23 protein-coding genes are annotated in these 24,774 nt (G+C 66.1%); 4 read left to right on the plus strand and 19 right to left on the minus strand.

Translation table 11 applies throughout. The features are described 5' to 3' along the window. Positions 1-30: 30 nt before the first annotated feature. The 10 genes from phoB to HWX00_RS05245 form a co-directional block, all read right to left on the minus strand. Entirely contained in the window at positions 31-732 is a 702-nt protein-coding gene (phoB, locus tag HWX00_RS05200; RefSeq protein WP_006750313.1) for a phosphate regulon transcriptional regulator PhoB, read from the minus strand. A 32-nt stretch (positions 733-764) separates the two neighbouring features. Beyond that, entirely contained in the window at positions 765-1,469 is a 705-nt protein-coding gene (gene phoU / locus HWX00_RS05205) for a phosphate signaling complex protein PhoU (protein WP_034186663.1), read from the minus strand. 18 nt (positions 1,470-1,487) lie between these two features. Continuing rightward, positions 1,488-2,336, minus strand: coding sequence for a phosphate ABC transporter ATP-binding protein PstB (gene pstB / locus HWX00_RS05210; RefSeq protein ID WP_034186662.1), 849 nt, complete (start codon positions 2,334-2,336; stop codon positions 1,488-1,490). Positions 2,337-2,351: 15 nt separating this feature from the next. Beyond that, entirely contained in the window at positions 2,352-3,245 is an 894-nt protein-coding gene (pstA, locus tag HWX00_RS05215; protein WP_034186661.1) for a phosphate ABC transporter permease PstA, read from the minus strand. Next, on the minus strand, positions 3,242-4,225 hold the full coding sequence (gene pstC / locus HWX00_RS05220) for a phosphate ABC transporter permease PstC (protein ID WP_059557054.1): 984 nt from the start codon (positions 4,223-4,225) through the stop codon (positions 3,242-3,244). The genes pstA and pstC overlap by 4 nt, the downstream gene beginning before the upstream one ends. Positions 4,226-4,319: 94 nt before the next feature. After that, positions 4,320-5,354, minus strand: coding sequence for a phosphate ABC transporter substrate-binding protein PstS (gene pstS / locus HWX00_RS05225; RefSeq protein WP_175868094.1), 1,035 nt, complete (start codon positions 5,352-5,354; stop codon positions 4,320-4,322). Between the two features lie 465 nt (positions 5,355-5,819). Further along, positions 5,820-7,175, minus strand: coding sequence for a phosphoglucosamine mutase (glmM, locus tag HWX00_RS05230; protein ID WP_034186658.1), 1,356 nt, complete (start codon positions 7,173-7,175; stop codon positions 5,820-5,822). A gap of 27 nt (positions 7,176-7,202) precedes the next feature. Then, entirely contained in the window at positions 7,203-8,012 is an 810-nt protein-coding gene (folP, locus tag HWX00_RS05235) for a dihydropteroate synthase (protein WP_437341336.1), read from the minus strand. Positions 8,013-8,174: 162 nt separating this feature from the next. Continuing rightward, a complete protein-coding gene (gene ftsH, locus HWX00_RS05240; protein WP_034186656.1) occupies positions 8,175-10,073 on the minus strand; it encodes an ATP-dependent zinc metalloprotease FtsH in 1,899 nt (632 codons plus the stop codon). Positions 10,074-10,239: 166 nt separating this feature from the next. Continuing rightward, entirely contained in the window at positions 10,240-10,902 is a 663-nt protein-coding gene (locus HWX00_RS05245) for an RlmE family RNA methyltransferase (protein ID WP_034186655.1), read from the minus strand. 193 nt (positions 10,903-11,095) lie between these two features. On the opposite strand from HWX00_RS05245, the gene HWX00_RS05250 reads away from it, so the two are divergent. Next, positions 11,096-11,623, plus strand: coding sequence for a YhbY family RNA-binding protein (locus HWX00_RS05250; RefSeq protein ID WP_034186654.1), 528 nt, complete (start codon positions 11,096-11,098; stop codon positions 11,621-11,623). A 48-nt stretch (positions 11,624-11,671) separates the two neighbouring features. Here the strand turns inward: HWX00_RS05250 and HWX00_RS05255 are convergent, their stop codons facing one another. The 8 genes from HWX00_RS05255 to gloB all read right to left on the minus strand — a co-directional run bounded on the left by HWX00_RS05255 (position 11,672) and on the right by gloB (position 22,159). After that, positions 11,672-12,130 carry a DUF4149 domain-containing protein gene (locus HWX00_RS05255; RefSeq protein WP_034186653.1) on the minus strand — a complete coding sequence of 153 codons (459 nt, stop codon included), beginning with the start codon at positions 12,128-12,130 and terminating at the stop codon, positions 11,672-11,674. Positions 12,131-12,144: 14 nt separating this feature from the next. Continuing rightward, on the minus strand, positions 12,145-12,621 hold the full coding sequence (gene greA / locus HWX00_RS05260) for a transcription elongation factor GreA (RefSeq protein ID WP_021163362.1): 477 nt from the start codon (positions 12,619-12,621) through the stop codon (positions 12,145-12,147). A gap of 118 nt (positions 12,622-12,739) precedes the next feature. After that, positions 12,740-15,994, minus strand: a complete 3,255-nt coding sequence (gene carB, locus HWX00_RS05265) for a carbamoyl-phosphate synthase large subunit (protein ID WP_175027636.1) — start codon at positions 15,992-15,994, stop codon at positions 12,740-12,742. A gap of 49 nt (positions 15,995-16,043) precedes the next feature. Continuing rightward, the gene (leuE, locus tag HWX00_RS05270) at positions 16,044-16,703 is read right to left on the minus strand and encodes a leucine efflux protein LeuE (RefSeq protein ID WP_034186651.1); all 660 of its coding nucleotides are present in this window, start codon (positions 16,701-16,703) and stop codon (positions 16,044-16,046) included. Positions 16,704-16,739: 36 nt separating this feature from the next. After that, positions 16,740-17,885 carry a glutamine-hydrolyzing carbamoyl-phosphate synthase small subunit gene (gene carA / locus HWX00_RS05275; protein ID WP_034186650.1) on the minus strand — a complete coding sequence of 382 codons (1,146 nt, stop codon included), beginning with the start codon at positions 17,883-17,885 and terminating at the stop codon, positions 16,740-16,742. Between the two features lie 365 nt (positions 17,886-18,250). Continuing rightward, entirely contained in the window at positions 18,251-19,468 is a 1,218-nt protein-coding gene (locus tag HWX00_RS05280) for an MFS transporter (protein ID WP_175027635.1), read from the minus strand. 158 nt (positions 19,469-19,626) lie between these two features. Further along, positions 19,627-21,201: a transglycosylase SLT domain-containing protein gene (locus HWX00_RS05285; protein WP_175027634.1), complete on the minus strand. Its 1,575-nt coding sequence runs from the start codon at positions 21,199-21,201 to the stop codon at positions 19,627-19,629. A gap of 151 nt (positions 21,202-21,352) precedes the next feature. Then, complete coding sequence (gene gloB, locus HWX00_RS05290) at positions 21,353-22,159, minus strand: hydroxyacylglutathione hydrolase (RefSeq protein WP_124609552.1); 807 nt, start codon at positions 22,157-22,159, stop codon at positions 21,353-21,355. Positions 22,160-22,177: 18 nt separating this feature from the next. Here gloB and HWX00_RS05295 point away from each other — a divergent pair, with 18 nt between their 5' ends. Genes HWX00_RS05295 through dnaQ form a run of 3 tightly spaced genes read left to right on the plus strand, consistent with a single transcriptional unit; the run spans position 22,178 to position 24,203 of the window. Next, positions 22,178-22,990 (plus strand): class I SAM-dependent methyltransferase, encoded by an 813-nt coding sequence (locus HWX00_RS05295; RefSeq protein WP_034186646.1) that lies wholly within the window; start codon positions 22,178-22,180, stop codon positions 22,988-22,990. After that, positions 22,987-23,430 (plus strand): ribonuclease HI, encoded by a 444-nt coding sequence (gene rnhA / locus HWX00_RS05300; protein WP_021163370.1) that lies wholly within the window; start codon positions 22,987-22,989, stop codon positions 23,428-23,430. Before HWX00_RS05295 ends, rnhA begins: the two co-directional genes overlap by 4 nt. Positions 23,431-23,468: 38 nt before the next feature. Then, positions 23,469-24,203: a DNA polymerase III subunit epsilon gene (gene dnaQ / locus HWX00_RS05305; RefSeq protein WP_034186645.1), complete on the plus strand. Its 735-nt coding sequence runs from the start codon at positions 23,469-23,471 to the stop codon at positions 24,201-24,203. A gap of 28 nt (positions 24,204-24,231) precedes the next feature. On the opposite strand, the gene HWX00_RS05310 is transcribed toward dnaQ, so the two are convergent. Beyond that, a complete protein-coding gene (locus tag HWX00_RS05310; protein ID WP_034186644.1) occupies positions 24,232-24,564 on the minus strand; it encodes a YnfA family protein in 333 nt (110 codons plus the stop codon). Positions 24,565-24,774 lie beyond the last annotated feature (210 nt).

The following is a 24,774-nucleotide window of genomic DNA, read 5'->3' on the forward strand; positions in this document are numbered from 1 at the left end:
ATGCCGTGGCACACGGCATGCGCGGATACGTTACGCGTGCTTGGCGAGCCGGTAGCCGCTGCCGCGCACGGTCTCGATCATCGCATCGCAACCGGCCGGTTTCAAGGCCGCGCGCAATCGCTTGATGTGCACGTCGACGGTACGCTCCTCGACGAATACGTGGTCGCCCCATACCTGGTCGAGCAGTTGCGTTCGGCTGTGGACGCGCTCCGGATGCGTCATGAAGAAATGCAGCAGGCGGAACTCGGTCGGGCCGAGATCGAGCTTGATCTCGCTGCCATCGCCGTGCGCGGCGACGCGATGCGTGGCCGGGTCGAGGCGCAGCCCGTTGATCGACACGACGTCCTCGGTCAGCTGCGGCGCACGGCGGCGCAGCACGGCCTTGATCCGCGCCATCAGCTCCTTCGGCGAGAACGGCTTCGTCACGTAGTCGTCCGCGCCGATTTCGAGGCCGAGCACCTTGTCCTGCTCGTCGCCGCGGGCAGTCAGCATGATGATCGGGATGTGCTTGGTCCGTTCGTTGTTGCGCAGGTCGCGCGCGAACGCAATACCGGACTTGCCCGGCAGCATCCAGTCGAGCAGCACGAGATCGGGCAGCACATCGCTGATCAGGTTCTGCGCCTGTTCGGCGTTGTACGCACGGATCGGGCAGTGACCGGCGTGCTGGAGATTCACCGAGATCAGTTCGGAAATCGCGGGCTCATCTTCAACGACGAGAATGTTGCTGGGCATCGGCACCTCTGTTTTTCCTGTGCTGGGTCGTATTAACTGTTGGCTTCACGGTCGAGCGTGTCGCGCGGCTGGTGCCGCACGTCCGTGCCCTTCACGATGTAGATGATGAATTCGGCGATGTTCTTCGCGTGGTCGCCGATCCGCTCGATCGCCTTCGCGATGAACAGGTACTCGAGGCCGACCGAGATCGTGCGCGGATCTTCCTGCATGTACGACACGAGCTTGCGCACGAACGCGCGGAATTCCAGGTCGATCTCCTTGTCGTCCTTGACGATCTGCGCGGCCGCGACCGTGTCGAGGCGCGCAAACGCGTCGAGCGCGCGGCGCAGGATCGTCACGGCCATCTCGCCCGACACCTTGATCTCGGCGATGTTGACCGCGCGCGCGGCCGGCTCGTCGACCAGGCGGCGCACGCGCTTGGCGATCTTCTCGGCCTCGTCGCCGGCGCGCTCGAGGTTCGTAATCGTTTTCGAAATCGACATCAAAAGGCGCAGGTCGCGCGCGGCCGGCTGCCTCCGCGCGATGATGTTGCCGCACTCCTGGTCGATGTCGACTTCCATCGCGTTCAGCGTTTCCTCGGCCGCGATCACCTTCTCGGCCGTCTCGCGGTCGAACTCGTTCAGCGCGTACATCGCGCCGACGATCTGCGACTCGACGAGGCCGCCCATTTCCAGCACTTTCGACGACACGGCATTCAGGTCCGCATCGAACTGGCTCGACAGATGTTTATCCGACATGGCTGTTGTTCTCCGTCATCAACCGAAACGGCCGGTGATGTAGTCTTCCGTTTCCTTGCGCACCGGCTTGATGAAGATCTTTTCGGTCTCGCCGAACTCGATCAGCTCGCCCAGGTACATGTAGGCCGTGTAATCCGAGCAGCGTGCGGCCTGCTGCATGTTGTGCGTGACGATCACGACCGTGTAGTCGCTCTTCAGCTCCGCGATCAGCTCTTCGATGCGGCCCGTCGAGATCGGGTCGAGCGCCGAGCACGGCTCGTCGAGCAGCAGCACTTCCGGACGGATCGCAATGCCGCGCGCGATGCACAGACGCTGCTGCTGGCCGCCCGACAGGCCGTAGCCGCTCTGGCCCAGCTTGTCCTTCACTTCGTTCCACAGAGCAGCCTTCGTGAGCGCCCATTCGACGCGGTCGTCCATTTCCGAGCGCGTGAGCTTTTCGAACATCTTCACGCCGAACGCGATGTTGTCGTAGATCGACATCGGGAACGGGGTCGGCTTCTGGAACACCATGCCGATCCGCGCGCGCAGCAGCGAGATGTCGCGCTTCGTCGTCAGCAGGTTCTCGCCGTCCATCAGGATTTCGCCTTCGGCGCGCTGTTCCGGGTAGAGCGCGAACATCTTGTTGAACGTGCGCAGCAGCGTCGACTTGCCGCAACCCGACGGGCCGATGAACGCGGTCACCTTGCCGTCCGGAATACGCAGATTGATGTTCTTCAGCGCATGGAACTTGTTGTAGAAGAAGTTGAGGTTGTTGACCTCGATCTTCGCGTTCAGCGGCGCGAGCGGGCGATCGTTCGCCGCGTCATGCGTGCCGGCCGGCGCAGCGGTGCGCTCGACGGGATTCAGGTGGCTCTCTGCCATATTCATCGGATTGCTCCGCCGTTACTTTTTCGAGAAGATCGAGCGCGCCAGGACGTTGAGTCCGAGCACCCCGAGCGTAATCAGGAACACGCCCGCCCATGCGAGCGACTGCCACTCCGCGAACGGGCTCATCGCGAACTTGTAGATCGTGACCGGCAGGTTCGCCATCGGCTGGCTCATGTCCCACGAGAAGAACTGGTTCGACAGCGCGGTGAACAGCAACGGCGCCGTTTCGCCGGCAATCCGTGCGACCGCGAGCAGCACGCCCGTCACGATCCCGCCGACGGATGCGCGCAGCGTGATCTTCAGCACCATCCGCCACTTCGGCGTACCGAGCGCGAAGGCCGCTTCGCGCAGCGCATTCGGCACGAGCTTCAGCATGTTCTCGGTCGTGCGGATCACGATCGGAATCTGCAGCAGGGCGAGCGCGATGACGCCGGCCCAGCCAGAGAAGCGTCCCGATTTCGCCACGACGATCGCGTACACGAACAGGCCGATGACGATCGACGGCGCCGACAGCAGGATGTCGTTGATGAAGCGGATCGTGCTCGCCAGCAGGTTCTTCTGGCCGTATTCGGCGAGATAAACGCCCGCGAGGATGCCGATCGGCGTGCCGACTAGCGTGCCGAATCCGCACAGCAGCAGGCTGCCGACGATCGCGTTCGCGAGACCGCCGCCTTCCGTGTTCGGCGCCGGCGTCGATTCGGTGAACAGCTGCAGCGACAGGCCGCCGATACCGAGGTGCACCGTCGTGTAGAGAATCCACACGAGCCACAGCAGGCCGAACGCCATCGCGCCGAGCGACGCGGTAAGCGCGATCGCGTTGATCGCCTTGCGCTTGCGCTGCAGGCGGTTGCGCATCGCGTCGAGCACGGCGCCGTCGGCTCCCGGGAAATTCATGATGGGCTCGCTCATTTCTTGCCCTCTCCCTTCTCGAGACGAAGCAGCAGCAGTTTGGAGATGGACAGCACGATGAACGTGATCACGAAGAGAATCAGGCCGAGTTCCATCAGCGCGGACGTATGCAGGCCCGGCTGCGCTTCGGCGAATTCGTTCGCGAGCGCCGACGTGATGCTGTTGCCCGGCGCGAACAGCGATACGCTGTCGAGCAGGTTGGTGTTGCCGATCACGAAGGTCACGGCCATCGTTTCGCCGAGCGCGCGGCCGAGGCCGAGCATCACGCCGCCGATCACGCCGGTCTTCGTGTAGGGCAGCACGACCTTCCACATCACTTCCCAGGTCGTGCAGCCGATCCCGTACGCGGACTCCTTCAGCAGCACGGGCGTGACCTCGAACACGTCGCGCATCACCGACGCGATGTACGGGATGATCATGATCGCGAGGATCACGCCGGCCGCGAGGATGCCGATGCCGATCGGCGGGCCCGCCGTCAGCGGACCGAGCACCCAGACGTCCTTGAACAGGCGGCCGATCGGCTTCTGGAAGTATTCGGCGAAGATCGGCGCGAACACGAGCAGGCCCCACATGCCGTACACGATCGACGGAATCGCGGCGAGCAGCTCGATCGCGATGCCGAGCGGGCGGCGCAGCCAGACGGGCGACAATTCGGTGAGGAACAGTGCGATGCCGAAGCTGACGGGCACCGCGATGACGAGCGCAATGAGCGACGTCACGATCGTGCCGTAGATCGGCACGAGTGCGCCGTAGATGTCCGAGTTGGGATCCCACTCGGATTGCCACAGGAAACCGAGGCCGAACTTCTCGATGGTCGGCATCGACGCAACGATCAGGGAAACGATGATCCCGCCCAGCAGCAGCAGGGTCACGATCGCGGCGAGCCGAGCGAGGCCGCCGAACAGGACATCCCCGAGACGACCCGGCGCGCGCTGCGCACCGTCGGACGATCGGGAGGACGTGTAGGAAATATCAGACATGGGTGCCTGCTTTTGATCGCCGGGCGCCATGACGCCCGGCTTTACCGCACACACTGCCCGGCCGGCGCGGCCGGGCAGCGAACCGCTGCATTGCTTACTCGGCGGCGACCGACTTGCCCGAAGCGTCCGTCACCTTCGTCTTCCACTGCTTGCGGATTTCCGTCTCGACCGCCGACGGCAGCGAGATGTAGTCGAGGCTGTCGGCAGCCTTCTCGCCGTTCTTGAACGCCCAGCTGAAGAACTTCAGCGTTTCGGCGCCCTGCTCCGGCTTGTCCTGCTTCGCGTGCAGCAGCACGAACGTCGCGCCGACGACCGGCCATGCGTCCTTGCCCGGCTGGTTCGTCAGGATCTGGTAGAACGACTTCGACCAGTTCGCGCCGGCCGCGGCCGCCTTGAACGTTTCCGTCTTCGGCTCGACCACCGTGCCCGTCGAGTTCTTCAGGGCCGTGTAGACCATGTTGTTCTTCTTCGCGTACGCCCATTCGACGTAGCCGATCGCGCCCGGCAGGCGCTGCACGAAGGCCGCGACGCCGTCGTTGCCCTTGCCGCCCGTGCCCGTCGGCCAGTTGACCGCCGTGCCTTCGCCGATCTTCGACTTCCACTCGTCGTTGACCTTCGACAGGTAGTTCGTCCAGATGAAGCTGGTGCCCGAACCGTCAGCGCGGCGAACCACGGCGATGTCCGTATCCGGCAGCTTGACCTTCGGGTTCAGCGCGGCGATCGCCGGGTCGTTCCACTTCTTGATCTTGCCGAGGTAGATGTCGCCGAGCACCGGGCCCGACAGCGTCAGTTCGCCGGCCTTCACGCCCGGCACGTTGACGACCGGCACCACGCCGCCGACCACCGTCGGGAACTGGAACAGGCCTTCCTTCGCAAGCTCTTCATCCTTCAGCGGAGCGTCCGAACCGGCAAAATCGACCGTCTTCGCGATGATCTGCTTCAGGCCGCCCGACGAGCCGATGCCCTGGTAGTTGACCTTCGAACCGCCGGACTGCTGGTAGTCGGCAGCCCATTTCGTATAGATCGGCATCGCGAACGTGCTGCCTGCGCCCGTGATGTCGGCAGCGTGGGCGGCGACGGCGAAAAGCGCGCCAGCCAGGCCGGCAATCGCGGTTTGCATCAATTTCATGAGACCTCCAGTGTGTGAGCGGATGACTACGGCACCGCGAAGGTTAGGGGCTCCTCATGACGGTAATGTGACAATCGATGAAACTGGCGTGACAGTAACATGACTGGTTGAAAGGGAATAGCGAGGGGGCGCGGGCGGCGCCTGGGCGGCACCGGAACGGCCATGGCGGCAAGAATTGCCTGCCTGGCAAGGACCGGGCGGACACCCGATTCGCGGGTGGACCGGCGGATCGCCGCGGGGCGCCGGCGAGGCGGGAAGCCCTGCCGGTGGCGGGCTGGATATCCGGGGTCGGAGGATTTCTCTGGTCGGAAGCATGCGCGTGCGGAAACACACGCCCAAAACACATCTATATATATCGCAAACCTTTGCGTCTGACGAAATGGCGGCGCCCCGAAGGCGCCGCCTGGTCATTCGTCGAAACGCCGGCGCGCGGGCGACGGGACTGCCGCGCGCCGCCACCCCGCATCAGGTTGTCGCGGCGCGCACCGCGTCGGCGATCGTCTCCGCATGGCGCACCGCGTCGGCCGCCTGCTGCGCCTCGACCATCACGCGCAGCACGGGCTCGGTGCCCGATGCGCGGATCAGCACGCGGCCGCGGCCGGCGAGCGCGGCCTCCGCCGCGTCGATCGCCGCGCGAATCGATGCGCTGCCCTTCCAGTCGGCACCCGGCTTCATCCGCACGTTGATCAGCTTCTGCGGGAACAGCGTGACACCGTCGAGCATCTGCGCGAGCGTACGGCCGCCGCGCTTCAGCGCGGCCAGCACGAGCAGCGCCGACACGATGCCGTCGCCGGTCGAATGCCGGTCGAGCGACAGGATGTGGCCCGACCCTTCCGCGCCGAGCTGCCAGCCGTGTTCGCGCAACTGCTCGAGCACGTAGCGGTCGCCGACCGCCGCGCGGACGAACTTCACACCCTCGCGTTGCAACGCGACTTCGACCGCGAGGTTCGTCATCAGCGTGCCGACCGCGCCGTCGACCTTGCCGTCCGTCGCGATCCGGTCCTTCACGAGCACGTAGAGGAGTTCGTCGCCGTTGTACAGGCGACCGGTCGAATCGACGACCTGCAGGCGGTCCGCATCGCCGTCAAGCGCAATGCCGAGATCGGCGTGGTTCGCCCGCACCGCGCGCACGAGCGCGTCCGGCGCGGTCGCACCGACGCCGTCGTTGATGTTGAAGCCGTTCGGCGCGACGCCGATCGGGATCACGTCCGCGCCAAGCTCGTGGAATACGTGCGGCGCGATCTGGTAGGCGGCGCCGTGCGCGCAATCGATCACGAGCTTCAGCCCGCGCAGGTCGAACGCGGCCGGGAACGTGCTCTTGCAGAACTCGATGTAGCGGCCTGCCGCGTCGTCGAGGCGGCGCGCCTTGCCGAGGCCGTCGGACGACGCGCACTCGAGCGGCTTGTCGAGCCACGCTTCGATCGCGGCTTCCGTGTCGTCGGGCAGCTTGTTGCCGTCAGCCGAGAAAAACTTGATCCCGTTGTCGTGATACGGGTTGTGCGATGCACTGATCACGACACCGGCCGACAGGCGCAGCGCGCGCGTCAGGTACGCGACGCCCGGCGTCGGCATCGGGCCGGCCAGCATCACGTCGACGCCCGCCGCCGAGAAGCCGGCCTCGAGTGCGGCCTCGAGCATGTAGCCCGACACGCGGGTGTCCTTGCCGATCAGCACGGTCGGACGCGCGCCCGCCGCGACGTCGGCCGAACCGGCCAGCACCTTGCCCGCCGCATAACCGAGACGCAATACGAAATCCGGTGTGATGGGTGCCTCGCCCACCGTGCCGCGAATGCCGTCCGTGCCGAAATATCGACGTCCCATGGGATCCTTTCTCCTTCGTCTTTTGACTTATCGTTGCCGCGCGGCTTCGCGCACGGCATTCCACACTTTCAATGCATCGACCGTCGCCGCGACGTCGTGCACGCGCACGATCGCGGCACCGCGCCCGACCGCGCACAACGCGGCGGCCACGCTCGCCGCGACGCGCTCCATCGGCGGCTTGCCGCCGATCACCGCGCCGAGCATCGACTTGCGCGACATGCCCGCGAGTATCGGATATGCCCGCCCGTCGGGCCGCAGGGGCGCCGTGTCCGGCAACGCGGCCAGCAGCGCATAGTTGTCGTCGACGACCGCCTTGCCGAACCCGAAACCGGGATCGACGCAGATCCGCTCCGGGGCAATGCCCGCGTCGCGCAGCGCCTGCGCACGCACGGCGAGAAAATCGCGCACGTCGGTCACCACATCGCCGTAGTCGGGTTCGCCGACCTGCATCGTCTGCGGCTCGCCGAGCATGTGCATCGCGCACAGTCCGCTGTTGCCCTCGCGCACCGCGTCGATCGCGCCTGGCTGGCGGAACCCCCAGATGTCGTTGATCAGGTCCGCGCCGGCGGCCAGCGCCGCGCGCATCACGGCCGGCTTGTACGTGTCGATCGACAGCGGCACGTTCAGCGGCCGCAGCGCCTCGACGAGCGGAATCACGCGCGCCAGCTCCTCGTCGAGCGGCACGGGCGGTGCGCCGGGGCGCGTCGATTCGCCGCCGATGTCGAGGATATCCGCGCCGTCGGCAATCATCCGCTCGGCCTGGCGCAGCGCATCGTCGCGCGCGAGGAAGCGGCCGCCGTCGGAGAACGAATCGGGCGTGGCGTTGAGGATGCCCATCACGAGCGGGCGCTCGAACGTCAGCTCGAAGCGGCCGCACTGGAGGGGCGCGGGAATGAACGGGGACACAGCGGAATCGGACACGAGCGACTGGCGTGGATGAATGCAAAACGGGCCGGTGTGAAGCCACACCAGCCCGTGAACGGTGCTAAAGCGGAGAGATTACGCCGCCGGCGTAGCCGGCGCCGGTGCGTTGCCGGGCTTGACCTCGGCGCTGCTGCCACCGCCCGACGAATCGCCGCCGACCGCCGCCGAGCTCTTCGGCGAACGCGGCGGACGACCTTCCATGATGTCGTTGATCTGATCGGCGTCGATCGTCTCCCACTCCATCAGGGCGGCCGTCATCGCCTCGACCTTGTCGCGGTTCTCCTCGAGCAGACGGCGCGCAAGGCCGTACTGTTCGTCGAGCACGCGACGGATTTCCGAGTCGACCTTCTGCTGCGTCGCTTCCGAAATCGTGCGCGTGAAACCGCGGCCGAACGGCGATGCATCGTTTTCGTCGTCGACGTAGACCATCGGCCCGAGCGCGTCGGTCATGCCGAAACGGGCGACCATCGCACGCGCCGTCTGCGTCGCCTTGTTGAAGTCGTCCGATGCGCCGGTGCTGACGAGGTTCATGAACAGCTCTTCCGCCACGCGGCCACCGAACAGGATCGCGAGGCGATCCATCAGGTAGTCCTTCGAGTACGTCTCGTTGTCGTGCTCCGGCAACTGCCACGTGACGCCCAGCGCACGGCCGCGCGGAATGATCGTGACCTTGTGCACGGGGTCGGCCTTCGGCAGCAGCTTCGCGATCACCGCGTGGCCCGACTCGTGATACGCGGTCGCACGCTTCGCTTCCTCGCGGATCACGGCCGACTTGCGCTCCGGACCCATGAAGATCTTGTCCTTCGCGTCCTCGAAGTCCTGCATCTCGACGATGCGCTTGCCGCGGCGGGCGGCGAACAGCGCGGCTTCGTTCACGAGGTTCGCGAGATCGGCGCCGGAGAAGCCCGGCGTGCCGCGTGCGATGACGGCCGCGTCGACGTCGTTCGCGATCGGCACCTTGCGCAGGTGCACGCGCATGATCTGCTCGCGGCCGCGGATGTCCGGCAGGCCGACATAGACCTGGCGGTCGAAACGGCCCGGACGCAGCAGCGCCTTGTCGAGCACGTCGGAACGGTTGGTCGCGGCGATCACGATCACGCCGGAGTTCGCCTCGAAGCCGTCCATCTCGACGAGCATCTGGTTCAGCGTCTGTTCGCGCTCGTCGTTGCCGCCGCCCATGCCGGCGCCGCGATGACGGCCGACCGCGTCGATTTCGTCGATGAACACGATACACGGTGCATGCTTCTTCGCCTGCTCGAACATGTCGCGCACACGGGCCGCACCGACGCCGACGAACATTTCGACGAAGTCCGAACCCGAGATGCTGAAGAACGGCACCTTCGCTTCACCGGCGATCGCGCGGGCCAGCAGCGTCTTGCCGGTACCCGGCGGGCCGACCAGCAGCACGCCGCGCGGAATGCGGCCGCCCAGCTTCTGGAATTTCTGCGGATCGCGCAGGAAGTCGACGAGCTCGGACACTTCTTCCTTCGCTTCGTCGCAGCCCGCGACGTCGGAGAAGTTCACCGCGTTGTTGTTCTCGTCGATCAGCCGCGCACGCGATTTCCCGAACGAGAATGCGCCGCCTTTGCCGCCTCCCTGCATCTGCCTCATCATGTAGAACCAGAACACGATGATCAGGATCGTCGGCCCGAGGTAGTACAGCGCGGACATCAGCGCGTTCGGCTCGTCGTCGGCCTTGCCGCTGACCTGCACGCCGTACTTCATCAGATCGCCGACCATCCAGATGTCGCCGGGCGACACGATCTGGTATTTCTGGCCATCAGCCGGAGTGACGGTGAGGTTGCGCCCCTGAACGATGACGTTCTTGACCTTGCCGTTCTTGGCGTCGTCCATGAACTGCGAATAGGACACGCCTTCCTGGACGCGGGGCTTGTCGAACTGCTTGAACACCGTAAACAGCACCAGTGCGATCACCAGCCACACCGCTGCCTTCGAAAACATATTGTTGTTCAAAGCACCACTCCTTCACTCGTAGACGAGCGCCTACATTTTCCTTGCGGCGCCCCTCGGTCATTCTAATCCAGTCCGACCACCCCCGCCATAAGCATTGACAACCGCCGCGATAGCGCTTCGCTTGTCTGGCAAGGGCCGGAGCCCGTTTGCGGTATCCCGCTCCGCGTCACCGCGGATGCTTCAGATGCCGACCCAAAATGAACGTTTCGGACGATTTGTCGCGGGACGCCTTCGGCTTGCGCGGCGCGACGGTCTTAAACTGCTGTTTGAATTTCTCGACGATCTGGCTGTAGCCGCTGCCGTGAAAGCACTTCACGAGCAGCGCACCGTCCGGCTTCAGATGATTCTGCGCGAATTCGAGCGCCAGATCGCAGAGATGCTCGATGCGCGCCGCGTCTGCCGAGGCCACGCCGGAGAGGTTTGGGGCCATGTCGGAAATAACAAGGTCCACCGCGCGCCCTTCGAGCACTTCTTCGAGCTGGTGAAGGACATCGTCCTCGCGGAAGTCGCCCTGGAGAAAGTGGACGTCGGCGATCGGCTCCATCGGCAGGATGTCGAGCGCCACGATCGTGCCGTCGATGCCGCCTTCGCGCTCCGCGTCACGCTTCTTGCCCTGCGCGAGCTTGTTGCGGGCATACTGGCTCCAGCTGCCCGGCGTCGCGCCGAGGTCGACGATCACCTGGCCCGGACGGATCAGCTTGTCCTGCTCGTCGATTTCCTTCAGCTTGTACGCGGCGCGCGCGCGATAGCCCTCCCGCTGCGCCATTTTGACGTACGGGTCGTTGATGTGGTCGTGCAGCCAGTGCTGGTTGAAGCGGTTTTTTGCCATTCGAGAGAGAGATTGCTGCCAATTGCTTCGTGAAGCCGCGCTTTTAGCGGATAATACGCGTCTTCTTCGCGCGGCTGCGGCCCCTTTTCAGGCCCAAGCCGCGATTTTACGTGGTTTCGGCGCACGGCTGACGCGGTAACTTCCCGCGATCGCCATTCAGTCAGCGCGCCCTTATTTAGATTTCGACATTCCCATGCCCGCCCTTTCGCTTTCTCCCGCCGAGCGCTCCGCGCTGCGCTCCCAGGCCCATGCGCTCAAGCCCGTCGTGCTGATCGGCGCCGAAGGGCTGACCGACGCCGTGCTGAAGGAAATCAAGGTGCACCTCAACGCGCACCAGCTGATCAAGATCCGCGTGTTCGGCGACGAACGCGACGAGCGCATCGCGATCTACGACGAGATCTGCGACCGCCTGAGCGCCGCGCCGATCCAGCACATCGGCAAGCTGCTGGTGATCTGGAAGCCCGAAGCCGCCGCGGCGGCCCCGGCCCGCGGCCGTCGTGCCGGCACGCTGCCGAGCGCGGCCGAAGCCGCCGACGACAGGAAAGGCCGCGCACCGCGCACCGTCAAGGTCGTCAAGGTGTCGCCGAACGCGAGCCCCGTGCGTCGCCCGAAGCCGACGAAGGTCGTCGTGCGCGGCAACGAGCGCGTGACGGCCGGCGGCAACGTGAAGCGGGCGAAAAAGCGCCAGGCCAGCACCAAGCGGCCGTTCCAGGACAAGTAATCACGCATGCGGCACGGGGCATCCCGTGCCGCGCAGCCCGCGCGGCGCTCAGGCGTCGCGTGCCGGCAGACGCCAGATCAGCATCAGCCCCAGCACGCTCTCGACGAGGTAGAACACGCTCGAGACGCCGTGCAGCATCCCGAAGCGGCTTGCATACGGCGAATTCGCGATATCGGTGCCCGCCTCCATCGCGGCCACCCGCAGCGCGTTCATGAACGGCTGCAGCGCAAAATACCCGACCAGCACGCACCCGACCATCGCGGCGACGACCCAGCGCACGCGGCGATATTCGCTGCTGCCGCGCCGCACCTGCTGGTTCGACAGCGCGAGCAGCAGCACGCCGCACACGACGCCGAGGATCGCCTCGATACGGAACAGCTGGGCGGCGACCGAACCGGCCGTCATCCGCTCCAGCGTCTTGAACAATACGGGCGCGACCGCATACCCGATCGTCAGCAGGCTGCCGACCCACACGGCCGACAGCAGGCGGAACACGCGATGCGGCATCACGTCGCCCCGCTTCAGATGTAGCTGACCGAGATGATTTCGTACTCGCGCACGCCGCTCGGCGCCTGCACGGCCGCGACGTCGCCTTCGGACTTGCCGATCAGCGCGCGCGCGATCGGCGAGCTGACCGAGATCAGGCCGTGATCGATGTCGGCTTCGTCGTCGCCGACGATCTGGTACTTGACGGTGTCGCCCGATTCGAGATCCTCGAGCTCGACGGTCGACGCGAAGACCACGCGGCCTTCCGCGTCGAGCACGGTGGGATCGATGACCTGCGCGGCCGACAGCTTCGATTCGATTTCCGCGATACGACCCTCGATGAAGCCCTGCTTTTCCTTCGCGGCATCGTATTCGGCGTTTTCGGACAGGTCGCCCTGTGCGCGGGCCTCCGCGATCGCGTTGATCACGGCCGGCCGCTCGACGGACTTGAGGCGCTGCAATTCATCGCGCAGTTGCTCCGCGCCACGCTTTGTCAACGGAATGGTGCTCATAAACGGCTCAATCGCTAAAAACGGCTTTAAAAAAAATCACCGCGATTAAGCGCGTTTCCGATGCACTGGAAACACCGCCTAATCGCGGCACGTGTTGCTTCGACAGGTAACTGACTGCTTAGTTTAGGCGAGCGTGAAGACCTTGTAAATCATAGACTTCCAGATCCTTCAGGTAGCGCAAGCCTTCGACGGCCGCGCGCGCGCCCGACATCGTCGTGTAGTACGTGACCTTGTGCGCCTGCGCGCTCATGCGGATCGAACGCGAATCGGCGATCGCCTGGCGCGTCTCGTCGACGGTCGTGAACACGAGGGCGATCTCGCCGTTCTTGATCATGTCGACGATGTGCGGACGGCCGTCCTTCACCTTGTTCACGACCTTCACCGGCACGCCGGACGCTTCGATCGCGGCAGCCGTCCCCTTCGTCGCGACGATCGGGTAGCCGAGGTCGTGCAGCATGCGCGCGACTTCGACGGCCTTCGGTTTATCCGCGTCCATCACGGTCAGCAGCACCGTGCCCGACTCCGGCAGGCGCGAGCCGGCCGCGAGCTGCGACTTGAACAGCGCTTCGCCGAACGTCTGGCCGACGCCCATCACTTCGCCGGTCGAGCGCATTTCAGGCCCGAGGACCGGATCGACGGTCGGGAACTTGACGAACGGGAACACGGCCTCCTTCACGCTGAAGTACGGCGGCTCGACTTCCTTCGTCACGCCCTGCTGCGCGAGCTTCTGGCCGACCATCGCGCGCGCCGCGATCTTCGCGAGCGGCAGGCTGGTCGCCTTCGACACGTACGGCACCGTGCGCGATGCGCGCGGGTTCACTTCCAGCACGTAGATGATGTCCTGCTTCGAACCGTCCGCCTGCGGCACCTGCTGGATCGCGAACTGCACGTTCATCAGGCCGACCACGTTCAGCGCCTTCGCCATCGCGCCCGTCTGGCGCTTCAGCTCGGCCACGGTTTCCTTCGACAGCGAGTACGGCGGCAGCGAGCATGCCGAGTCGCCCGAGTGGACGCCCGCCTGCTCGATGTGCTCCATCACGCCGCCGATGAACACGGCTTCGCCGTCGCAGATGCAGTCGACGTCGCATTCGATCGCGTCGTTCAGGAAGCGGTCGAGCAGCACCGGCGAATCGTTCGACACCTTCACGGCCTCGCGCATGTAGCGCTCGAGGTCGCGCGGCTCGTGGACGATTTCCATCGCGCGGCCGCCCAGCACGTACGACGGGCGCACGACGAGCGGGTAGCCGATTTCGTCCGCGAGCGCGAGCGCTTCGTCTTCGGCGCGCGCGGTGCGGTTCGGCGGCTGGCGCAGGCCGAGGTCCTGCAGCAGCTTCTGGAAGCGCTCGCGGTCTTCGGCCGCGTCGATCATGTCCGGCGACGTGCCGACGATCGGCACGCCGTGCGCCTCGAGGTCGAGCGCGAGCTTCAGCGGCGTCTGGCCGCCGTACTGGACGATCACGCCGACCGGCTTTTCCTTGTCGACGATCTCGAGCACGTCTTCGAGCGTCAGCGGCTCGAAGTACAGGCGGTCGGACGTGTCATAGTCGGTCGACACCGTTTCCGGGTTGCAGTTGACCATGATCGTTTCGTAGCCGTCCTCGCGCATCGCGAGCGCCGCGTGCACGCAGCAGTAGTCGAACTCGATGCCCTGGCCGATCCGGTTCGGGCCGCCGCCCAGCACCATGATCTTCTTGTTGGTGGTCGGCTGCGCCTCGCACTCTTCCTCGTAGGTCGAGTACATGTACGCAGTCTTCGTCGCGAATTCGGCCGCGCAGGTGTCGACGCGCTTGTAGACCGGGCGCACGTTCAGTTCGATACGACGCTTGCGCACGTCTTCCGGCGTCGCGCCGAGCAACTTCGCGAGGCGGCGGTCGGAGAAGCCGCTCTGCTTCAGGTAGCGCAGCTCGTCGAACGTCAGCGACGCGAGCGTGCGGCCCGACAGCGCCTTTTCCTTCAGGATGATCTGCTCGATCTGCTCGAGGAACCACGGGTCGATCGCGGTTTCCGCGAAGATTTCCTCGGCCGTCATGCCGATGCGGAATGCGTCGCCCACGTACCAGATGCGGTCCGGGCCCGGCTCGTGGATCTCGATCGCGATCTCGTCGCGGTTGGTGGACTTCTCGTCGAGACCGTCGACGCCGACCTCGAGGCCGCGCAGCGCCTTCTGGAACGATTCCTGGAACGTGCGGCCGATCGCCATCACTTCGCCGACCGACTTCATCTGCGTGGTGAGGCGCGAATCGGCTTCACGGAACTTCTCGAACGCGAAACGCGGGATCTTCGTGACGACGTAGTCGATCGTCGGCTCGAACGACGCCGGCGTCTGGCCGCCGGTGATTTCGTTCTTCAGCTCGTCGAGCGTGTAGCCGACCGCCAGCTTGGCGGCGACCTTCGCGATCGGGAAGCCCGTCGCCTTCGATGCGAGCGCCGACGAACGCGACACGCGCGGGTTCATTTCAATGACGACCATGCGGCCGTCCTTCGGGTTGATCGAGAACTGCACGTTCGAGCCGCCGGTGTCGACGCCGATCTCGCGCAGCACCGCGAGCGATGCGTTGCGCAGGATCTGGTATTCCTTGTCGGTGAGCGTCTGCGCCGGCGCGACCGTGATCGAGTCGCCGGTGTGCACGCCCATCGGGTCGAGGTTCTCGATCGAGCAGACGATGATGCAGTTGTCGGCGCGGTCGCGCACGACTTCCATCTCGTATTCCTTCCAGCCGAGCAGCGACTCTTCGATCAGCAGCTCGCGCGTGGGCGACAGGTCGAGACCGCGCTTGCAGATCTCCTCGAACTCCTCGCGGTTGTACGCGATGCCGCCGCCCGAGCCGCCGAGCGTGAACGACGGACGGATCACGACCGGGTAGCCGCTGCCGCCGGTGCCGGCCATGATCTCGGCATGCACCTGGGTCGCCTCTTCCATCGAGTGCGCGATGCCCGACTTCGCGGAGCCGAGACCGATCTTGGTCATCGCCTCCTTGAACTTCTGGCGGTCTTCCGCCTTGTCGATCGCTTCCGGCGACGCGCCGATCAGCTCGACGCCGAACTTCTCGAGCACGCCGTGGTGATGCAGGTCGAGCGCGCAGTTCAGCGCGGTCTGGCCGCCCATCGTCGGCAGGATCGCGTCCGGGCGCTCCTTCTCGATGATGCGTGCGACGACTTCCCACGTGATCGGCTCGATGTAGGTCACGTCGGCCGTGTTCGGGTCGGTCATGATCGTCGCCGGGTTGCTGTTGACGAGAATGACCTTGTAGCCCTCCTCACGCAACGCCTTGCAAGCCTGCGCGCCCGAGTAGTCGAACTCGCACGCCTGGCCGATGATGATCGGGCCGGCGCCGATGATGAGGATGCTCTTGATGTCTGTGCGTTTTGGCATGGCTTGTGAATTCAATAAGTAATCGTTGTCGTGGGTCGGCCGGCAGCGCTCAACTCATGGTCGCGAGCGCAAGCTTCACCGAGAAACCGATGAACAGGCCGCCCACGCTGCTCGCCGCGCCTGCCGCAAGCTTGCGGCGGCGGCGGAAATGCTCGGCGAGCCGCGCGCCCGCGAAGATCAGCGTGCTCAGGTACAGGAAGCTCGCGCACTGCGCGATCGCCCCGAGCACGACGAACGACAGCGCGGGATGCGGAAATGCCGGGTCGACGAACTGGATGAAGAACGAGATGAAGAACAGGATCGCCTTCGGATTCAGCAGGCTCACGATCAGCGCTTTCCGGAAGGGCCGCTCGCCGTCAACCGCCTGCGGCGCATCGACCGGTGCGTCGCCGCGCGCGCGCAGCTTGCGCCACGCGCTGCGCAGCATCCCGGTGCCGATATACAGCAGATATGCGGCGCCGCCGTACTTGACGACGGAGAACAGCAGCGGGTTCGCCTTCAGCAGCGACGCGACGCCCGCGGCGGACAGCACCATCAGCACCGTATCGCCGACGAACACGCCGCAGGCCGCGCGGTAGCCGGCCTTCACGCCGCGCTGCGCCGCCAGCGACAGCACGTACATCGAGTTCGGTCCCGGCAGCAGGATGATGAAGATCACGCCGAACACGTAGGTCCAGATATCCGTGATGCCGAGTGCGTGGCCGAACATGATGTGAATCTCCCGTCCTTCGGTTGCGTCAGTGACTTAGGCGTTGCGCTGTTTCGCCGCGTCCATCAGCGCGGTGAAACGGTCGAACAGGTAGCCGATGTCGTGCGGGCCGGGCGACGCTTCCGGGTGGCCCTGGAAGCAGAATGCCGGCTTGTCGGTCAGCTCGAAGCCCTGCAGCGTGCCGTCAAACAGCGACACGTGCGTCACGCGCGCATTGGCCGGCAGCGAATCGGCGTCGACCGCGAAGCCGTGGTTCTGCGACGTGATCACGACACGGCCGTCGCCGAGATCCTTCACCGGATGGTTCGCGCCGTGGTGGCCCGTCTTCATCTTCAGCGTCTTCGCGCCGACCGCGAGGCCCATGATCTGGTGACCCAGGCAGATGCCGAAGGTCGGCACCCCGCGCGCGATGAATTCCTTCGTGGCCGCGATCGCGTAATCGCAGGGCTCCGGATCGCCGGGGCCGTTCGACAGGAAGATCCCGTCCGGATTCAGCGCGAGCGCATCGGCCGCGCTCGCCTGCGCCGGCAGCACCGTCACGTGGCAGCCGCGCTCCGCGAGCATGCGCAGGATGTTGTACTTGACGCCGAAATCGTACGCGACGACGCGATACTTCGGCGCTTCCTGCATGCCGTAGCCGCCTTCGAGGCGCCATTCGGTCTGCTTCCATTCGAACGGCTTCGTGGTCGACACGACCTTCGCGAGGTCCATGCCCGCGAGGCCCGGGAACGAGCGCGCGAGCTCGATCGCCTTCGTTGCGTCGTCCGAGCCGGTCAGGATGCAGCCGTTCTGCGCGCCCTTGTCGCGCAGGATGCGGGTCAGCTTGCGGGTGTCGATGCCGGCGATCGCGACGACGCCTTCGTCGCGCAGATAGTCGCCGAGCGTGCGGTCCATGCGGAAATTCGACGCGAGCGTGGGCAGATCACGGATGATCAGGCCGGCGGCATGGACTTTCGTGGCTTCGACGTCTTCGGCGTTGACGCCGACGTTGCCGATATGCGGGTAGGTGAGCGTGACGATCTGGCGCGAGTAGCTCGGGTCAGTCAGGATTTCCTGATAGCCGGTGATCGCGGTATTGAACACGACTTCGCCGATCGTGTGGCCTTCGGCCCCGATCGAATAACCACGAAAGACCGTGCCGTCGGCGAGTGCAAGCAAGGCGGGAGAAAAAGACGGCAACACGGGAGGCTCCTTGGGGAACACCCTGCTGCCGACCTGTTTACCCTGCCGCGCGAGCGCCGCGCTGCGTGGGCGCGCGTGGTCGCTTGCTGGACGCGGCCTGCGTTGTCGAGTCGCGAACCCGGCGCGTGGCGCACGAGGCTTCGCGGCATCGCCCGGCAGGCGGCGTGCGGCGGATGAACGGGATGAAAGAGGTAGGCGCTAGGGTGCGAGGTTGATCAGCACAAACTTTCAAATTATAGCCTGAAAATGGCCCTATCTTCAATGGATATGGCCGTCCGATCGTACGCGCGCCGCGCCCTGCCGCACGGCGCGGCGCGCTGCGGCCCCGTTTCCAGGACCGCCCTACCCGCCAGCGTACCGCCGGATCAGTGCGCTTGGCCAGCGCCGCGCGCGGGCCACACGTACCAGGCCGCACTCGCGAGCTGCAGCGCGAGCAACACGCCCCACGCGGTGAAGTGCGCGGCCGCCGGATAACGGCCGTCGACCGACGGCCAGTGCGACAGCACCGCGCCGACGCCGATCTGGAACGCGAAGATCAGCAGGAAGATCACGAGCGTGAGCGTCGTGTTCGCGCGGCCGATCAGATGCGCGGGAAAGTGTCCGGCCATCACCGCGTAGGTCAGGATGCCGACGCCGCCAAACATCCCGTATGCCGCCCACAGCGCGGCCGGCGGCAGCGGCACGCGCGCGACGATCGCCAGTTGCGTCGCGACGAACAGCGCCATGCCGACGCCGCAGAACGCGTAGACCGACACGCCGCGCCGCTCGAGCACGCGCGCGGCCGCGCCGAAGCCGACGCAGCCGGCCATCATCGCGAAGCCGAGCACCGACACGAGGCGCGCGGCATGCGCCGCATCGAAACCGGCGACATCGCGCAGATACGGCCCGACCCACAGCGACTGCATCGCGTAGAACACGCCCTGCGTGACGACGGAGAATGACGAGATCTTCCAGAACGCACGGCTGCTCAGGATGTGCCACGTGCCCTTGAACTGGCTGACGAGGCCGCCCTGGTGGCGCGCCTGCTTCGCCTCGGGCGCACCGAAACCGATCGACGCCGCGACGGCCACCGTCAGCACCGCGAGACCGAAACAGATCGCGCGCCAGTTCGTCCAGCCGAGCAGCCAGGTCAGCGGCGAGCCGACCATCACGCCGCCAAGGCCGCCCACGGCCATCACGAGGCCGTTGACGAGCGGCAGCCGGCCGACGGGGAAATGCTGCGCGAGTGCCTTGAACGCCGCGCCGAGACATACCGATACGCCGACGCCAATCAGCAGCCGGCCGACCATCATCGTGCCGAGGCCGTGCGCGGCGCCGAACACGGCCGCACCGGCCGCCGCGAACAGCAGCATGCCGGCCGTCACGCGACGCGGGCCGAAGTGGTCGAGCATCACGCCGGCCGGAATCTGCGCGCCCGCGAAGCCGAGGAAATAGAGGCTGGTCAGCAGGCCGAGGTCGGCGGCCGACAGCCCGAGCTCGTGCGTGACGAACGGCGCGAAGCCCAGATTGACGCCGCGAAACACGTACGACACGAAATACCCGACCGAAAACAGCGCGAGCACCCTCACCTGCACCGACGACATCACTTCCCCTCGTTATATGAAGACATCCGAAACGGCGACCTCGCACCGCGCACAAACGAAAACGCCGTCACCTCGGTGACGGCGTTTCGTCGCATTTCGTCGGATGATAGCGCAATCGCGCGAACCCGACCGGCCGCCCGCTGCGCGGGGCAGCCGCGTTACTTCTTCTTGCCCTTGTGTGCCGCGGCCTTGGCCGGCGCGGCCTTCGCGGGCGCCGCCTTCGCCGACCTGGCGGCCGGCTTTGCCGCACCGCGCTTCGCGCCGTGCGACTTGCCGCCCACCGCGAGGCTTGCACGCTCGATGTGCGCCCCGGCGGACGACGTCGCGATCCGCTCCGGGCCGGGTTCCGCCGGCACCGAACGGCCGACCGGCACGTGCAGCACGAGCGCCTGGCCCGGCATCGCGAGATCGCGGTGCGTGCGGTTCCACGCCTTCAACTGACCGACCGACACGCCGTAGCGGCCGGCGATCGCCGCCATCGACTGCTTGCGGCGCACGCGGATCAGCATCTTGCGCGTGTCGGGTACGTCCGGTTCCATCGCGAGCGCGCCGTTTTCGGCGACGCCGGCGCTGATGTCCTCGTCATCGTCGTCGCCGCGCGGCACGACGATCGTCGAGCCCGGCTTCAGGCGCATGCCGGCCGGAATCTTGTTGACCGACATCAGCGTATCGGCGTCCACGCCGATCTTCTCGGCGATCGCGGCCGGGCGCGCGCGCTCGCTCACCGTATAGGTGGTCCACGTCGACAGCTGGCCGTTGTAGGTCTTCAGGTTCTTCTCGAACGCCGACGCGTTGTCGAACGGCAGCAGGATCTGCGGCTCGGTCGCCCCGAGGATCACCGGCTTCGAGAACGACGGGTTCAGCGAGCGGAACTCGTCGAGCGACAGGTTCGCGAGCTTCGCGGCAACCGCGACGTCGATGTCGCGCGCGGTCGTGACCGTCACGAAATACGGGTGGTTCGGGATGTCCGGCAGCGTCAGGCCATACTGCTGCGGGCTCGCGATGATGTTCTTCACCGCCTGCAGCTTCGGCACGTAGTTGCGCGTCTCGTTCGGCATCCGCAGGTTCTGGTAGTCGGTCGGCAGGCCGGCCGCCTGGTTGCGCGCGATCGCGCGCTGCACGTTGCCCTCGCCCCAGTTGTACGCGGCCAGCGCCAGATACCAGTCGCCGAACATGTCATGCAGGCGCGACAGGTAGTCGAGCGCGGCGCTCGTCGACGCGAGCACGTCGCGGCGCTCGTCCTGCCACATGTTGCGCTTCAGGTTGTACGTGCGGCCCGTGCCGGGCATGAACTGCCACATGCCGGCCGCCTTCGCGACCGACAGCGCCTGCGGGTTGTACGCGGACTCGATGAACGGCAGCAGCGCGAGTTCGGTCGGCATGTGACGCGCCTCGAGCTCCTCGACGATGTGATACAGGTACTTCTGCGAGCGCTCGGTCATGCGCTGCACGTAATCCGGACGCTGCGTGTACCAGGTCGTCTGCATGTCGACGAGGTCGCTCTGCAGGTCGGGCATCTGGAAGCCGCGGCGGATGCGCCCCCACAGATCGGAGTCGGCACTGGTCAGGTCGCCGACGGATTGCTTGTCGACGTCGACAGTTTCTTTGGCGGTGGCTGATTTACGGAGGTAGTTGGACGTCGCCTGCGAATCGGCGGCGTTGTTGGCGACAGGCGCCTGGCTCGCACAAGCGGCGAGTAGCAGGACCACCATCGCACTCAATATAAGTCGCATGAAAATCTCGGCTTCCGACGGCTGGAAATTGCAGGCGATACTACGGAAGTGCGTGCTTCACGTCAATAAAAACACCGAAAACTCAGCGAAATCCTACATTTGGAGCAATTTTTACAGACACCGCTTGAGCTTTGGAGTCCTCCGGAAATCATCATCGGAACCGGTTTTTCCACTCGCGCATCAGCGTGAATGCCGCCAGACGATCCGGCACTGTTTCGTGCAGCTCGGCCTCGAGCGCGGCATGTATCGCCGCGCTGTCCGCCCGCATGAACGGGTTAACGGCACGCTCGTGAGCAATCGTAGTGGGCAGCGTCGGCACGCCGCGCGCGCGCAGCGCCTGCGCTTCGTCGCGCCACGCGGCGAGCGCCGCATTGCCGGGCTCGCACGCGAGCGCGAAGCGGATATTGGACAGCGTGTATTCGTGTGCGCAATGCACGCGCGTGTCGCCCGGCAGCGCCGCGAGCGCGTCGAGCGACGCGAGCATCTGCGCGGGCGTGCCTTCGAACAGGCGGCCGCACCCGCACGAGAACAGCGTGTCGCCGCAGAACACGTGCGGCGCCGCGTTGCGCGGCCCGGCCGCCTGGAAATAGGAGATGTGGCCGCGCGTATGACCGGGTACGTCGAGCACGTCGAACGCGACGGCCGGCGCGTCGAGCGTCACGCGATCGCCGCCCGCCAGCGGCCGCGTGACCACGCCGATCGCTTCGGCCGCGGGGCCGTATACCGCCAGCGGCGCATCGGCCGGTTGGCTATCGCGCAGCGCCTCGACACCGCCGACATGGTCGGCGTGGTGGTGCGTGAGTAAAATAGCGGTCAACCGCCAGCCTCGTTCGGCAAGAACCCGGCGTACGGGCGCGGCTTCACCCGGATCGACGGCGATTGCATCGCGGCCGTCCGAGACGAGCCAGATATAGTTGTCTTCGAATGCCGGAACCGGCACGTATTCCAGCTCGTTCATGGGCGCGCAATCATCGTTATGTCTGACCGTCAAATTATAGACTGGCCCGCCTGGACCGACTCGCCTCCCGGCCGCTACGTGCTGGGCTGGGAGCAGGCGCAGCTCGACCGGATCGTGTCCGACGTCTTCGGGTTCCACGCGCTGCAGCTCGGCTTGCCGCAGCTCGACGCGTTGCGCGAGAACCGCATGCCGTATCGCGGCCTCGTGCTCGACCCGGCGAGCGGCGCGAGCGCGCCGTACCAGTACCCGTGGGCACGCGAGGCGCACGCACCCGAGCATGCGCCCGCCGATCGCAGCACGACCTGGTGCGACCTGCTCGACCTGCCGTTCGAGTCGCAGAGCGTCGACCTGATCGTGATGCCGCACACGCTCGAATTCACGTCCGACCCGCACCGCCTGCTGCGCGAGGCCGAGCGCGTGCTGATGCCGGAAGGCCAGCTCGTGATCACCGGCTTCAATTCGCTCAGCCTGTGGGGCATGCGCCAGTCGTTCGGGCGCATGGCGAACCACCCGTTCGTGCCGGCCACGCGCGACCAGATCGCGTTCATCCGGCTCAAGGACTGGATCAAGCTGCTCGGTTTCGACCTCGAACGCGGCCGCTTCGGCTGCTACCGCCCGCCGCTCGTCACCGACAAGTGGCTGGCCCGCTACGGCTTCATGGAGGCCGCCGGCGACCGCTGGTGGCCGATCTTCGGCGCCGTCTACATGGTGACGGCCGTCAAGCGCGTGCGCGGCATGCGCCTCGTCGGCCAGATCAAGATGAAGAAGCCCGTGCTCGCCCCGGGCCTGACGCCGGCGGCCTCCCCGACCACCCATCAAGAACATTCATGACAATCGATACCATCGACATCTATACCGACGGCGCCTGCAAGGGCAACCCCGGCCCCGGCGGCTGGGGCGCACTGATGCGCTACGGCGACAAGGAGAAGGAGCTGTTCGGCGGCGAGCCGAACACGACCAACAACCGCATGGAGCTGATGGGCGTGATCGCCGCGCTCGAAGCGCTGAAGCGGCCGTGCCAGGTGATCGTCCATACCGACTCGCAGTACGTGCAGAAAGGCATCAGCGAGTGGATCCACGGCTGGAAGAAAAAAGGCTGGGTCACCGCGGCGAAAACACCCGTGAAGAACGCCGACCTGTGGAAGCGGCTCGACGCGCTCGTCGCGCAGCATGAAGTCGAGTGGCGCTGGGTCAAGGGCCACGCGGGCCACCCCGAAAACGAGCGCGCGGACGCGCTCGCCAATCGCGGCGTCGAATCGCTCACGGCCTGAACGCCGGCCGTTCCCCTGTTTTCTTCGTTTTCCCCGACATGCGCCAGATCATTCTCGATACCGAAACCACCGGCCTGAACGCCCGCACGGGCGACCGCCTCATCGAAATCGGCTGCGTCGAGCTGCTGAACCGGCGGCTCACCGGCAACAACCTGCATTTCTACGTGAACCCCGAGCGCGACAGCGATCCGGGCGCACTGGCGGTGCACGGCCTCACGACCGAATTCCTCAGCGACAAGCCCAAATTCGCGGAAGTCGCCGACCAGATCCGCGACTTCGTGAAGGACGCCGAGCTGATCATCCACAACGCGCCGTTCGACCTTGGCTTTCTCGACGCGGAATTCGCGCGGCTCGGCCTGCCGCCGTTCACCGAACATTGCGGCGGCGTGATCGACACGCTCGTGCAGGCCAAGCAGATGTTCCCAGGCAAGCGCAACTCGCTCGACGCGCTGTGCGACCGCTTCGGCATCAGCAACGCGCACCGCACGCTGCACGGCGCACTGCTCGACTCGGAGCTGCTCGCCGAGGTGTATCTCGCGATGACGCGCGGCCAGGACAGCCTCGTGATCGACATGCTCGACGACGCGGGCGCCGACGGCGGCGCGGCGAACGGCCAGCGCGTCTCGCTCGCCGCGCTCGACCTGGCCGTCGTGGTCGCGAGCGACGACGAACTCGCCGCGCACCAGGCGCAGCTCGACGAGCTCGACAAGTCGGTCAAGGGCACCTGCGTGTGGCGCAAGTCCGCCGACGAAGGCGCCGCGGAAGCGGCCTGACGCCTGCCCATACCCGCCGCGGCCGCGCTTACGCGCGCGGCTGCAGCGCGATGACGGCCATCCCGCCGAGCGCGAGCGCCGCGCCGGCCACGTCCCAGCGGGTCAGCGCGACGCCGTCGACCACCCGCAACCACACCAGCGCCACCGCGATGTAGACGCCGCCGTACGCGGCATAAGTGCGCCCGGCCGCGCTCGGGTGCAGCGTCAGCAGCCACGCGAACAGCGCGAGCGAGAGCGCGGCCGGCACCAGCAGCCAGGCCGGACGCCCGTCCTTCAGCACGAGCCACGGCAGGTAGCAGCCGACGATTTCGGCCAGCGCGGTAGCGGCGAACAGCGCCGCGATCCTGATCAGTTCGGTCATCCGGTTCCTCGTGAATTCGGCCCCCGTCGCCGGGCGCTGCACGGCCCCGCCGCGCGCCGCCGATCATACCCGAGCAGGCCGCGCCGAATCCCCCGCCAGGCGGGCGTCTCCCGGCAATTTGCACGATCATCCGTCATCGTGCTATCATGTCGCCTGTTTCAACATTCAATCTCTGTCTATTCGATTTCGGGAGAAACCCGTCCGCGCGTT

The sequence above is a fragment of the Burkholderia seminalis DSM 23518 genome, from assembly GCF_902832885.1.
GTDB classification, from domain to species: Bacteria; Pseudomonadota; Gammaproteobacteria; order Burkholderiales; family Burkholderiaceae; genus Burkholderia; species Burkholderia seminalis.